Source organism: Isoptericola sp. Y581 (assembly GCF_059445475.1).
On record NZ_JCAIUK010000005.1, the window covers coordinates 283,765 to 296,636 of the forward strand.

12 protein-coding genes are annotated in these 12,872 nt (G+C 73.4%); 3 read left to right on the forward strand and 9 right to left on the reverse strand.

Annotated elements, in window-relative coordinates:
* Positions 1–103 precede the first annotated feature (103 nt).
* Positions 104–1,723, forward strand: coding sequence for an AlkA N-terminal domain-containing protein (locus tag AC1C2W_RS11790; protein ID WP_495389046.1), 1,620 nt, complete (start codon positions 104–106; stop codon positions 1,721–1,723).
* Positions 1,724–1,786: 63 nt separating this feature from the next.
* Positions 1,787–2,377, forward strand: coding sequence for a methylated-DNA--[protein]-cysteine S-methyltransferase (locus AC1C2W_RS11795; RefSeq protein ID WP_495413178.1), 591 nt, complete (start codon positions 1,787–1,789; stop codon positions 2,375–2,377).
* A gap of 178 nt (positions 2,378–2,555) precedes the next feature.
* Here the strand turns inward: AC1C2W_RS11795 and AC1C2W_RS11800 are convergent, their stop codons facing one another.
* The 9 genes from AC1C2W_RS11800 to dcd all read right to left on the reverse strand — a co-directional run bounded on the left by AC1C2W_RS11800 (position 2,556) and on the right by dcd (position 12,048).
* Positions 2,556–3,620, reverse strand: a complete 1,065-nt coding sequence (locus tag AC1C2W_RS11800; protein ID WP_495389048.1) for a cation diffusion facilitator family transporter — start codon at positions 3,618–3,620, stop codon at positions 2,556–2,558.
* A gap of 23 nt (positions 3,621–3,643) precedes the next feature.
* Positions 3,644–4,000: a monovalent cation/H(+) antiporter subunit G gene (mnhG, locus tag AC1C2W_RS11805; RefSeq protein WP_495389049.1), complete on the reverse strand. Its 357-nt coding sequence runs from the start codon at positions 3,998–4,000 to the stop codon at positions 3,644–3,646.
* Positions 3,997–4,371, reverse strand: a complete 375-nt coding sequence (locus AC1C2W_RS11810) for an MrpF/PhaF family protein (RefSeq protein WP_495389050.1) — start codon at positions 4,369–4,371, stop codon at positions 3,997–3,999. The genes mnhG and AC1C2W_RS11810 overlap by 4 nt, the downstream gene beginning before the upstream one ends.
* 11 nt (positions 4,372–4,382) lie before the next feature.
* Positions 4,383–4,985 (reverse strand): Na+/H+ antiporter subunit E, encoded by a 603-nt coding sequence (locus AC1C2W_RS11815; protein ID WP_495389051.1) that lies wholly within the window; start codon positions 4,983–4,985, stop codon positions 4,383–4,385.
* Positions 4,982–6,604, reverse strand: coding sequence for a Na+/H+ antiporter subunit D (locus AC1C2W_RS11820; protein WP_495389052.1), 1,623 nt, complete (start codon positions 6,602–6,604; stop codon positions 4,982–4,984). Before AC1C2W_RS11820 ends, AC1C2W_RS11815 begins: the two co-directional genes overlap by 4 nt.
* On the reverse strand, positions 6,601–7,236 hold the full coding sequence (locus AC1C2W_RS11825; RefSeq protein WP_495389053.1) for a Na(+)/H(+) antiporter subunit C: 636 nt from the start codon (positions 7,234–7,236) through the stop codon (positions 6,601–6,603). The genes AC1C2W_RS11820 and AC1C2W_RS11825 overlap by 4 nt, the downstream gene beginning before the upstream one ends.
* Positions 7,233–10,190, reverse strand: a complete 2,958-nt coding sequence (locus tag AC1C2W_RS11830; protein ID WP_495389054.1) for a Na+/H+ antiporter subunit A — start codon at positions 10,188–10,190, stop codon at positions 7,233–7,235. The genes AC1C2W_RS11825 and AC1C2W_RS11830 overlap by 4 nt, the downstream gene beginning before the upstream one ends.
* A gap of 80 nt (positions 10,191–10,270) precedes the next feature.
* Positions 10,271–11,395 (reverse strand): hypothetical protein, encoded by a 1,125-nt coding sequence (locus AC1C2W_RS11835; RefSeq protein ID WP_495389055.1) that lies wholly within the window; start codon positions 11,393–11,395, stop codon positions 10,271–10,273.
* A 77-nt stretch (positions 11,396–11,472) separates the two neighbouring features.
* On the reverse strand, positions 11,473–12,048 hold the full coding sequence (gene dcd / locus AC1C2W_RS11840; protein WP_495389056.1) for a dCTP deaminase: 576 nt from the start codon (positions 12,046–12,048) through the stop codon (positions 11,473–11,475).
* Between the two features lie 561 nt (positions 12,049–12,609).
* On the opposite strand from dcd, the gene AC1C2W_RS11845 reads away from it, so the two are divergent.
* Positions 12,610–12,813: a cold-shock protein gene (locus AC1C2W_RS11845; RefSeq protein ID WP_495389057.1), complete on the forward strand. Its 204-nt coding sequence runs from the start codon at positions 12,610–12,612 to the stop codon at positions 12,811–12,813.
* Positions 12,814–12,872 lie beyond the last annotated feature (59 nt).

Genomic DNA, 12,872 nt, shown 5'->3' on the forward strand with positions numbered 1-12,872 from the left:
TCACGGTGTCAACCGCCTGTTCGGCAGCGGGGGGCCGAGCGGCGGTCTCCGTCGTGTCCGATTCCCGCTAGCCCCCGCCGGTGCCGGGCGTGAGGATGGGGTCATGACCACGACAGCCCACCCCCGCGCGACGGCAGACGACCCGCAGGTCTTCGCCGAGCGGTACCGCGCCATCGCCGCGCGCGACACGCGGTTCGACGGGCAGTTCTTCACCGCGGTGCGCACGACGGGCATCTACTGCCGGCCGTCGTGCCCGGCCCGGACGCCCAAGCCGGAGAACGTCACGTTCTACCTGACGTCGGCCGCGGCGCACGAGGCCGGCTTCCGCGCCTGCAAGCGCTGCCTGCCCGAGGCCGCGCCCGGCACACCCGCCTGGGACCTACGCCACGACCTGGCCGCCAGGGCCATGCGGCTCATCGCCGACGGCGTCGTGGACCGGGAGGGCACCGACGGCCTCGCGGGCCGGCTCGGGTACAGCTCGCGGCACGTGCACCGGCTGCTCGCCGCGGAGCTCGGGGCCGGCCCGCTCGCCCTCGCCCGCGCCCAGCGCGCGCAGACGGCCCGCAGCCTCGTGGTCGCGACCGACCTCCCGCTCTCGGACGTCGCGTTCGCCGCCGGCTTCGGGTCGATCCGCCAGTTCAACGACACGGTGGTCGAGGTCTTCGACGTCACGCCGAGCGAGCTGCGGGCCCGCGCCCGGCGCCGGTCCGTGCCCACGGTGCCGGCCCCGCGGGCGTGGCGTGCCGACGGCGAGGGTCCCGACGTCGCGGCCGGGTGCGCCGTCGCGGGAGTGCGGCTCGCCCTCGAGCTGCCCGTGCGGGAGCCGTTCGACGCGCGCGGGGTGCTGTCGTTCCTCGCCGCACGCGCGGTCGACGGCGTCGAGGTCGCCGACGTGGCCGGGGACGACGTGCGGTACGCCCGCACGCTGCACCTGCCGCACGGGCCGGGGGCGGCGGAGATCGAGGCCGGTCCCGGTGTCGGGCCGGGCCGCGTCGCGGTGCGGCTGGAGCTCGCCTCCGCCGCGGACGTCTCGGTCGCGGTGACGCGCCTGCGCCGGATGCTCGACCTCGACGCCGACCCCGCCGCCGTCGACTCCGCCCTCGCGTCCGACCCGGCGCTCGCCCCGCTGGTCGCCGCGACCCCGGGCCTCCGGGTGCCCGGCGCCGTCGACCCGCACGAGCTGGTGGTCCGCGCCATCGTGGGTCAGCAGATCAGCGTCGCGGCCGCGCGCACCCACCTGGGCCGGCTCGCCGTCGGCGCGGGCACCCCGTACGCGTCGGCCGTGCCCGGCCTCGCCCGGCTCTTCCCGACCCCCGCCCAGGTCACCGCCTCCGCCGCTACGTACCTGCGCCTGCCGGCGCGCTCGCTCGCGACCCTCGCGGACACCACCCGAGCCCTCGACGACGGCTCGCTCGCGGTCGGCGTCGGGGAGGACGCCGACGAGCTGCGCGCCGCGCTCGTTGCCCGGCCCGGCATCGGGCCCTGGACCGCGGCGTACGTGGCGATGCGGGTGCTGCGCGACCCGGACGCCTGGCTCGACGGCGACGTCGCGCTGCTCGCCGGAGCACGCGCCGCCGGCGTCGACCTGCCCGGCCTCCCCGACGACGCCTCCCGCGCCGCCCGGTCCCGCGCCCTCGCCTCCCGCGCCGAACGCTGGGCACCCTGGCGCTCGTACGCCGCGATGCACCTGTGGCGCGCCGCCCTCCCGCCGACCATGCAGTAGCGCTCGCTTTCCAGCCACCGTCCGACCCGAACTGCCTGTTCGGCACCTGACCTGGAGGTTCTGATGACCACCACCACGACGACCGCACCCACCACCACGACGACCGCACCCACCACCACGACGACCGCACCCACCACCACCGCCCGCGCCACCACCGTCGCCACGCCGGACGGGCCCTTCACCATCGTCGCCGACCCCGACGGCACGGTGCTCGCCTCCGGCTGGACGCCGGACCCGGCGGCGCTGGTCGGGCTCACGCACCCGGACGTGCGGCCCGGCGGGACGGCGCCCGTGCCCGAGGACGACCCGGCCGTCGCCACCGCCGCCGCTGCGGTGCGCGCCTACTACGCGGGTGACGTGCGCGCGATCGACGCCGTCCCGGTCCGCCAGGTCTCCGGCCCGTACCGGTCCCACGCGTGGGACGTGCTACGCACGGTCGACCCGGGCGAGCCCGTGACGTACACCCGCTACGCCGAGCTCTCCGGGCGGCCCGCGGCCGTCCGCGCCGCGGCCGGCGCCTGCGCGATGAACGCGGCCGCCCTGTTCGTCCCGTGCCACCGCGTGCTCCGCACCGACGGCAGCCTCGGCGGCTTCCGCTACGGCCTGGACGTCAAGCGCAGCCTCCTCGCCCACGAGGCCCGCCACGCCGGTTGAGCGACACGCTGGTTGAGCCTGTCGAGACCGGTTTCGACAGGCTCAACCAGCGGGCGTTTCGACAAGCTCAACCAGCGGACGTTTCGACAGGCTCAACCGGCGGACGCTTCGACAAGCTCAACCGGCGGACGCTTCGACAGGCTCAACCAGCGGACGCTTCGACAAGCTCAACCAGCGGTCAGAGCGACGGCTCCTCCGGCGTCGACACGGTGAACACGGCCCCCGCGATGGCGGGCACCCGCGTGGCGGCCCGCTCGAGGTCGTCGAGCCGACCCGCGACGGTCGCCTCCTGCTCGTTGCCACGCAGGTCCACGCTCGCCACGAGGTACAGCGATCGCGGCCCGACATACTCCAACCGCAGGTAGGTCACCCGCTCCACCTGCGGCATCGTGATCAGGTGCGCGAGCACCGCCGCGCGGGTCGCGGGCCGGGCCGCCTCGCCGACGAGGAAACGCCGGTTGCGGTCGACGAGCACGAGCGAGACGACGGCGAGCACGACGCCGACGACGATCGAGCCGAGGGCGTCGGGCACGGGCGACCCGGTGAGCTGGTGGGCGAGCACGCCGGCGAACGCGACGACGAGCCCGATGAGCGCGGCGGCGTCCTCGGCGAAGACGGCGCGCAGGGTGGGGTCGGACGTGACGAGCACGTGGTGCAGCACGTCGTGCTCGGCCTTCTTCGCCTCGGCCCGCGCCTGCCGCGTGGCCCGGAGGAACGACGTGCCCTCGAGCAGGAACGCCAGGCCGAGCACGGCGTACGCGACGCCGAAGTCGCTGGCGGGCTCGGGGTGCACCAGCTCCTGGATGCCGTGCGTGATGGACACGCCGGCGCCGACGGCGAACAGCCCGATGGCGGCGAACATCGACCACACGTAGGCCTCGCGGCCGAAGCCGAGCGGGTGCAGCAGGTCTGCGGGTCGGTGCGACCGGCGGTCGGCGACGAACAGGAAGATCTCGTTGCCGGTGTCGGCCCACGAGTGCACGGCCTCGGCGAGCATCGACGCCGAGCCCGTCATGACGGCCGCGGCGGACTTCGCCAGCGCCACGAACGCGTTGGCGGCGAAGGCGATCACGACCGTGCGGGTGCTCTCCCCGCCGGAGCCCGTGTCCTGGACGACCCGCGGGCTGGCGCCCGGCTCCGGCGGGGCAGCCCCGGGCTCGGGTGCCACGGGCCCGCCGAGCGCCGCGAACGGGTCGGGTTCGGGCGCGGACGACGACGGCGGGTCGGGATCGGCAGGTGCCATGTAGCCGGTCTACCAGCCGTCGGTCAGTCGGGCTCGCCGAACTCGTTGGGCCGCAGGTCCTCGGGGTGGACCTTGCCGGTGCGGAACCCGGCCCGCCCCACCATGTGCGCCGCGACGGGCGAGGTGATCAGCTGGAACGCCACGACCAGCACGAGCATCGCGATGGCCGACCAGCTCCGCACCCGCAGCGCGAGCGCGATGAGCATGAGGATCAGCCCCAGCACCTGCGGCTTTGTGACGGCGTGCATCCGTGCGAGCAACGACGGGAACCGCAGCAGCCCCACGCCGGCGCCGAGGGTCAGGAACGCCCCCGCGAGGAGGCACACGGCAGCGATGACGTCCGCGACCGTGGTCCACAGGCCCGGGTCCACCTCGGTCATCGCCGCTCACCTCCCTCGTCCTCGGCCTCGGCCCCGCGCGGGCCGTCGCGTACCTCGCCGCGGGGCACGTCGGCCGCCCGCGCCTGGGCGGCGACCTCCTCGGGGGTGCGCACCCGGCCCTCGCTCTCAGGCTCGCGCGCGGCGAATCGCGCCATCGTCACCGAGCCGACGAAGCCGACCATGGACAGCGCCACGAGGATCGGGATGGTCTCGGTGCGGCGCGACCAGATGGCCTCGATCGCGATGGCGCCCACGAGGGTCACGGTGAGGGTGTCGAACGCGACGGCCCGGTCGAGCATCGACGGCCCGCGCTCCACGCGCACCAGCGCGAGCAGCGCGGCGACCGCCACGAGCACGGCAGCTGCGATCACGGCGACGAGCATCATGCGTCCCCTTTCCCGGGGTGTCCGACGCCGGCGGCGTCGGGCTCCAATCCGCACCGCGCCAGCACCGGCGCGCTCGCGAAGGCGCGCAGCACGCGCTCCTCGAGCGCGAGGGTGTCGCGACGCACGGCCTCGGGCCCTCCGGCCGCGTCGATGTCCAGCACGTGCAGGTAGACGATGCCGGTGCTGCGGCGCGCCTCCACGACCAGCGACCCCGGCACCAGCGACGACATCAGGGCGGTGATGGTGAGGTATGCGTCCTCGGGGTTGCGCAGCCGCACCGCCACGATCGCGCCGCGCGGCGTGGGCCCGGGCCGGATCGCCGCCCAGGCGACGTCGAACGAGGCCACGAACAGGTCGGACACGAAGCGGCCCACCAGCACCGCGGCGCGCCACGGCCGGACCGTGCCGTGCATCGTGATGGGCGGCAGCGGGAACAGGGTCAGCACCAGCGCGGCGAGCGCCGCGCCGGCGATGACGTTGGCCCACGACAGGTCGCCCCACAGCAGCACCCAGATCAGGGTGAGCAGCGCCAGGGCGTGCCACTGCGAGCCGAGACGGCGCAGCAGGCGCACGGGGCGGCGGCGCGGGTGCAGGCTCACGGGCCGTCACTCCCCCCGGTGTCCGACGACCCGCCGTCCGACGCGTCGTCGGACACCACGTGGGACTCGCCCTGGCCGCGCTCGGCCCCGCCGGGGAAGACGGCGTCCACGTACGTGTGGCCGTCCATCGACGCGGTGGCTGCGCGCTCCGCGTAGCTGTAGAGCGGCCCGGCGGCGACGGTGAGCAGCAGGCCGAAGGCGACCAGCGCCCCGGTGGGCCAGACCATGCCGCGCGGTAGCGGCACGTCGGACTCGATCTCCTCCGACGGCGCCTGCCAGAAGGCCTTGTTCCAGGCCTTGACCACGGCGTACAGGGTGAGGAGCGACGTCACGACCGAGCCCACGACGAGCACCCACGACAGCTCGGTGCCGACGCGCACGCCCTCGGTGAGCAGACCCACCTTGCCCAGGAACCCGGACAGGGGTGGTATGCCCGCCAGGTTGAGCGCCGGCACGAAGAACAGCACGGCCAGGCCCGGCGCGAGCTTGGCGAGGCCACCGAGCCGGTCCAGCGAGGTCGACCCGCCACGCCATTCGACGAGCCCCACCACCAGGAACAGAGCCGTCTGGACAGAGATGTGGTGCACCACGTAGTAGATGGCCGCGGCAGTCCCCGCCTCGGAGGCGAGCGCGATGCCGAAGATCATGTAGCCGATGTGACTGACCAGGGTGAACGACAACAGTCGTTTGACGTCGTTCTGCGCCACGGCGCCCAGGATCCCGATCACCATGGTGAGCAGCGCCAGCACCATCAGCACCTGGTCCACCGTCGGGTTGTCGGGGAACAGCAGCGTCTGCGTGCGCAGGATGGAGTACACGCCCACCTTGGTGAGCAGGCCCGCGAACACGGCCGTGACCGGCGCGGGCGCCGTCGGGTACGAGTCGGGCAGCCACGCGGACAGCGGGAAGATGGCGGCCTTGATGCCGAAGGCGAGCAGCAGCAGGATCTGCAGCGCGGTCCGCACGGTCGGGTCGATCTCGGGCAGCCGCTCCGCGAGCTGCGCCATGTTGACCGTGCCGGTGGCGCCGTAGATGAGCGCGATGGCGGTGAGGAAGAGCAAAGACGACAGCAGCGCGACGACGACGTACACCGACCCTGCGCGGATGCGCTCGGCGGTGCCACCGAGCGTCAGGAGCACGGACGACGCGGCGAGCAGGATCTCGAAGCCGACGTAGAGGTTGAACAGGTCGCCGGTGAGGAACGCGTTCGCGACGCCGGCGGCCAGGATGAGGAACGTCGGGTGGAAGATCGCGACCGGGATCATGTCGCCGCGCTGGGTGCCGGGCTCGTCCTCCCCCTCGGGCACGCCCTGCCCCTGGGAGTACAGCAGCACGCACAGCAGCATCACGCTGGAGACCGTGAGCATGACGGCGGAGATGCGGTCGGCCACGAGGTCGATCCCGACCGGCGCGGCCCAGCTCCCGATCTCCACCACGATCGGCCCGGAGTCCGCCGCGAACAGCAGGCCCACGGACGCCGCGGTGACGGCGGCGAGCGCGGTGACGCTGATGATGCGCTGCAGCTTGGCGTAGCGGTGCAGGGCGAGCGTCAGCCCCGCCGCGAACAGCGGCAGCATGACGGGCAGCGGCACGAGCGTCTCGACGGACCAGGGGGTCACGAGCGTCCCTCCTCGTCGTCAGCACGCTCGTCGTCAGCACGCTCGTCGTCAGCACGCTCGTCGTCAGCACGCTTGTCGTCAGCACGTTTGTCGGTGGCACGCTTGTGGGTTGCACGCTTGTCGGTGGCACGCTTGTCGGTGGCCCCGCCGACCTCGTCCGAGCTGTCGTCGACGTCGTCGTAGACGTCGGCGGCCTCCTCGTCGAGCGTCTTGTCGGGCTCGGTGTCGTCCGCGTCCTCGAACGCCGGCGCGTTGAGGGCGGCGTGGCGGGCCACGCGCCGGTCCTCGACGTCGTCCGCCACCTCGTCGTGCCCGTGCAGCTGCCACGACCGGTAGGCCATGGCCAGCACGAACGCGGTGAGGGCCAGCGTGATGACGATCGAGGTGAGCACCATCGCCTGGGCGAGCGGGTCGCTCATCCGCTCGCCGTCGGGGGCGTTGCCCACGATGGGCGAGGCGCCCGAGCGGCCGCCCGCGACCAGCAGCATGAGGTTGACGCCGTTGCCGATGAGCACGAAGCCGAGCAGCACGCGGGTGAGCGGCCGCTCCAGCAGGAGGTAGACGCCCGTGGCGAACAGGACGCCGATGGCCACCACGAGGACGGCGGACGGGGTGTTCTCGAGGACGGTCATCGGGCGGCCCCCTCACGCTCGTCGGGCGCCTGGACCTCGGCCACGACGGTGCGCGCGGGCCGCGGGTCCTGCCGGTCGATCTCGGCGCCGAGCGTGCGCAGCAGGTCGAGCACCAGACCCACCACGACGAGCATCACGCCGATGTCGAAGAACAGCGAGGTCACGAGGTGGACGTCGCCCAGCACGGGCACGTCGTACCAGTGGAAGATGGTGCTCTGCAGCACCTCCTGGCCGGCGACGAGCGTCGCGAGCCCCACGCCGGCGGACAGGAACAGGCCGGTGCCCAGCAGCACGCCGGGGTTGACCGGAGCGGCCTCGCCGAGCTCGTAGCGCCCACCCGCGAGGTAGCGCACCGCGAACGCGATACCCACCACGAGCCCCGCCGCGAAGCCACCTCCGGGCGCGTTGTGACCGCTGAACAGCAGGAACACCGCGAACACGATCATGGCATGGAAGATCACGCGGGTGATGACCTCGAACAGCACGGACCTGCGCTCGGGCTCCATCGTGCTGCCCGCGGCGAGCCACACCCGGCGGGTGTGCGGGTCGGCCTGGCTGACCTCGTCCACCCGGGACAGCCGCAGCACCTCGCCGCTGCGCTGCCGCAGGAAGACGAGGGACGCCACGCCGGTGGCCGCGACGAGCAGCACCGAGATCTCGCCGACCGTGTCCCAGGCGCGGATGTCCACGAGCGTCACGTTGACGATGTTCTTGCCGCCGCCCCACTCCACCGACTCGGCCGGGAAGCTGGTACTGATCGGTTCGGCCACCCGCACCAGCGGCGCCGCGACCGTGAACGCCATCATGACGAAGCCCGTGACCACGGCCAGCGCGAGCCGCAGCCAGCGGCTGGTCGTGAGCGGCCGGTCCGTGAAGTACGGGGGCAGGCGCCGCAGCACCAGCACCATGATGACCAGGGTGATCGTCTCGCACAGCACCTGGGTGAGGGCGAGGTCGGGGGCGCCGTGCAGCATGAACAGGGTCGCGTTGGCGTAGCCCGCGGCGCCGACGAGCACCACGGCCTTGAGGCGGCGGCGCGCGCGGGCGGCCAGCACGCATGCGACGACGATGATCGCGACGACCGCGACATCGGCCGGGCGGTCCCAGGGCACGACCTCGATCCGGGGCGTGCCACGGATCAACCCGGTCGCGATCACCGTGCCCGGGGCGACGGCGAGGACGACGAGGATGATGCCGAGGTAGACCGGCAGGGAACCGCGCTGCGTGACGGCCGTGACGTCGGCCGCGACGTCGTCCAGCCGTCGCATCGTGCGCCGGTACACGACGTCGGCCCCGCGCGGGGACCACAGGGCGCCCTGGGCCCGCTCCACCCACGAGCGCTGCCAGAACAGCACGAACCCGACCAGGAGCACGAGGACAGTGAGCCCGAGGACGGGGGTCAGGCCGCCCCAGAGCACCAGGTGCCCGGGCTCCCCGGCGGGATAGCGGTCCGCGTACGGAGCGAGGAGGCGCTCCCCCGTCCCCGGCACTAGCGCGACCGCCAGGCCGCCCGCCGCGAGCACGAGCGGCGGGCCGACCAACAGCCAGGGATGGCGCCGCACCGGCGTCGCGGGGGCAGGCTCCGCCGCGGCGTCCCGCCCCTCGCCCTCGACGACGCCGGCCCCGGCCGCCGCCGCACCGGGCCGCCGCTTCGTGCCGAACGCGCCCCACACGAACCGCAGGCCGTAGGCGACCGTCAGGGCCGAGCCCACGACCACGGCGACGAGCGCGATCGCCTCGACGGCGCCCGCGCCGTGCGTGACGTCGTGCCACAGGCCCTCGAGCGCGGCTTCTTTGGCCACGTACCCCGCGAACGGCGGGAACCCGATCATCGACGCCGTCGCGAGCACGCCCGCCACGGTGGTCAACGGCATGGTGCGCCACAGCCCGGAGAGCTTGCGCAGGTCGCGGGTGCCGGTCGCGACGTCGATGCCGCCGACCACGAGGAACAGGGCCGCCTTGAACATCGCGTGCGCCCCGAGCAGGGCCAGGCCGGCGAGCGCCAGGGCACGGTTGCCCAGCCCGAGGAGCAGCACGATCAGGCCGAGCTGGGAGACGGTGCCGAACGCCAGAACCAGCTTGAGGTCGTGCTGGCGCAGCGCCTGGTATCCGCCCAGCAGCAGCGTGCCGCCGCCGAGGACGAGCACGAGCCAGCGCCACACGGGCAGGTCCGCGAACGCGGGGGCGAAGCGGGCGACGAGGTAGACCCCCGCTTTGACCATGGCCGCCGCGTGCAGGTAGGCGGACACCGGGGTGGGGGCCGCCATCGCCGCGGGGAGCCAGAAGTGGAACGGGATGAGCGCGGACTTCGTGGCGGCGCCCGCGAGCAGGCACACGGCCGCCCAGGTCACCGCCGTGCCGGACGGCGGGTTCGCCACCACCTCCGAGACGCGCCACGTGTCGCCGACGACGCCCAGGATGATGAGGCCCACCAGCATGGCGAGCCCGCCGGCCGTCGTCACGATGATCGCCTGCATGGCCGCGCGTCGGGACGCCTTGCGGTCGGCGTAGTGGCCGATCAGCAGGTAGGAGAAGACCGTGGTGAGCTCCCAGAAGACGAACAGGAGCAGGAGGTCGTCGGCCGTGACCAACCCGACCATCGCCCCGGCGAACGCCGTGAGGACGGCGGCGAACCGGCCCAGGCCGAAGGCGTCACGCGCGAAGTAGGCCGAGCAGTAGAGGAGCACGAGGGCGCCGACGCCCCCGACCACGAGCAGCATGAACCACGCGAGCGTGTCGAGCTGCAGAGTGATCGAGAGCCCCAGGCCCGGCACCCACGGGACGTCCGTGGTGGGGAAGTCGCCGGCGGTCACCCGCGGGGTCATGGCCAGCGCGTAGACGACCGCTGCGGCCGGGCCGAGCGCCAGCACCCGGAATGCGCGCCTCCCGAGCCATGCCACCAGAGCCGGCGCCGCAAGGGCCAGCAGGAAGATGAAGAGCAGCACTGAGAGCACAGCACTCCGTCCGGTCGAGGGGCGGGGCGATGGCTTATCTTACCGTCCCGCGGCCGATGCTTCCGCCGGTGGGGCCGCTGTCAGAGGTCTTCGGGGGCGAGCAGGAAGTCCGCCTCGTCGGCGATCTCCCCGCCCACGGCGACCTGGATCGCCACCGCCATCTTCGCCACGACGTCCGCCGCGCGCCGTCGCGCGACGACGTGCGCAGGCTGCGGGAACTCCTGGTTCGCCTCGTAGAGGTCCGGCGGGTCCCAGCGCACGTGGTAGCAGATGGCCCCCGACGCGGCCCAGGGCAGGTCGCGCACCAGCAGCGGCAGCGTCTCCTCCCCGATCACCTCGACCGTGACGGAGCCGTCGAGGCCGAGATCGCTCGCCAGGCCGTAGGCGTCGAGCACCATCGGCGCCTGGAGCGCCTCGATGTCGATGTCGTCGGCACGCGCGTGGATCGACGTGCGCACCTCGGGGTCGAGCGGCTCGCCCGGGTACAGGGGGCGGTCCGCGATCCCCTTCGGCGGGCCCTGGTACGGCTTGCCCTCGGTGGCGAGCACGACGCGAGGGTGCACGGCCTGCAGCACGCGGTGCGCGGCCTGCGGGTCCAGCCAGATGTCGGAGTACACGGTGAGGTCCACGGCCACCCCGGGATCGGGGGTGAGCACCATGCCGGGCCCCGCGCTGCGGCGGCCGCCGTCGGCCTCGTCCCAGGTGCCGGCGACGTCGAGGCGCACCGAGCCGCCCAGACGACGGGCGGCCTGCAGCAGCCAGGTCACGACCCGCTGCTCCTCACGGTTCGGCATCGCCGCGGGGAAGGCGCGGCCCACTCCGTCCCGGTCGCCGCCGTACCGGGTGGCGTCGTCCCAGCGCTCCCGCGGGCACACGACGTCGAACACCAACGTGGTGCCGGAGGGCAGGCCGGCGTCGACCCCCTTGCCCGACGGCGCGTAGGGGCCGGCCACCGTGCTGTGCCGCGACAGCCGCAGCACGCCGGGCTCGCCCGGGTTCGCCATCCGGCCCATCGGGACGTCCGCGCCCGGTAGGTCTGCAGGAACGACGTCCCACCGCGTGCCCACGAAGCGCGACATCGCCAGCACCTCGATCTCGTCGACGACGACGTCCGAGGGCACCCCGATCAGGTGACGCGCCTGGTGCCCCTGCGCCGAGACCGGGGGCAGCGGGGGCAGGGTGTGGGCCGCCTGGTTCTGGGCCATCTGACGGAGCTCCTTCCGGGACCGGGGTGCGCCGGTGCCGGCGCGGCGGGACCGAGCGTAGCGACGTCCGGTCCCGTTCAGACGTCGCTCCGGTGGAAGGACTGCCACGACCGGCTCGCCGTCGGGCCGCGCTGCCCCTGGTAGCGCGAGCCGTACGCGTCCGAGCCGTACGGGTGCTCGGCCGGGGAGGACAGGCGGAAGAAGCACATCTGGCCGATCTTCATGCCCGGCCACAGCGTGATCGGCAGCGTCGCGACGTTGCTCAGCTCCAGCGTCACGTGCCCCGAGAACCCCGGGTCGATGAACCCGGCCGTGCTGTGCGTGAGCAGCCCGAGGCGGCCGAGGGACGACTTGCCCTCCAGGCGCGCGGCCACGTCGTCGGGCAGCGTGACGGACTCGAAGGTGGAGCCGAGCACGAACTCGCCGGGGTGCAGCACGAACGGCTCGCCCGGGACCACGTCGACGAGCCGCGTGAGCTCCGGCTGCTCCTGCGACGGGTCGATGAAGGGGTACTTGTGGTTGTCGAACAGCCGGAAGTACCGGTCGAGGCGCACGTCGATGCTCGAGGGCTGGAGCATCGACGCCTCGTACGGGTCGAGAACGACCCGCCCGGCGTCGAGCTCGGCCCGGATGTCACGGTCGGAGAGCAGCACGGGGCAACGGTAACCGGCGCGCCGGTCGCGTGTGCTGAGCCGTGCCGGGCGGGGCGGGACGTTCCTCGTGTACCCTGGAGATTGCGCACGCCGCGGGGATGGATCCCACGGCACCCTTCGGTACCTACGCATCGAAGCCAGGTCCGGCGCACGCGACAGCACCGCTGTCCAACGAATATCTCCGCACACAGAGTGCGGAGCGAAAGCAGAGAGCATCACTTCTTCCACCCTTGAACGGCCCTCGACCGCACCCGCGGCAGAGGGCACATCTGGATCGGCCCCTGTGTGGCGCCGCGCCGACGACGACCTGTGGGTCGCGACGGTAGACGGCGAGTACGGCGGCATGATCACCCGAAACTCCGACGGCTTCCACGTCCACGACCGCTACACGCGGCTGGTCGCAGTCGTCCCCTCCCTCGCCCAGGCGACGCGGCCGCATGCCCCGTCGCGCCGAGGCACCGCGCGGGCTCGTCGAGCCCGCGCCCACAACGTCACCGCCCGTCCGGGCACGACGACCGGGCCCACGTTCGCGGGTCCGTCGCAACAACGAAAGAAGACACCATGACCACCGGAACTGTGAAGTGGTTCAACGAGGAGAAGGGGTTCGGCTTCATCGCCCCCTCCGACGGCACCGCCGACGTGTTCGCGCACTACTCCGCGATCGCCGCCGACGGCTTCCGCTCCCTCAACGAGGGCCAGCAGGTCGAGTTCGACGTCACCCAGGGCCCCAAGGGCTCGCAGGCCTCGAACATCCGGCCGCTCTGACACCCCGCCGCCTGCACGCCGCGCATGCGGCGTGCAGGCGACCGGCTTTCCCACCTTCC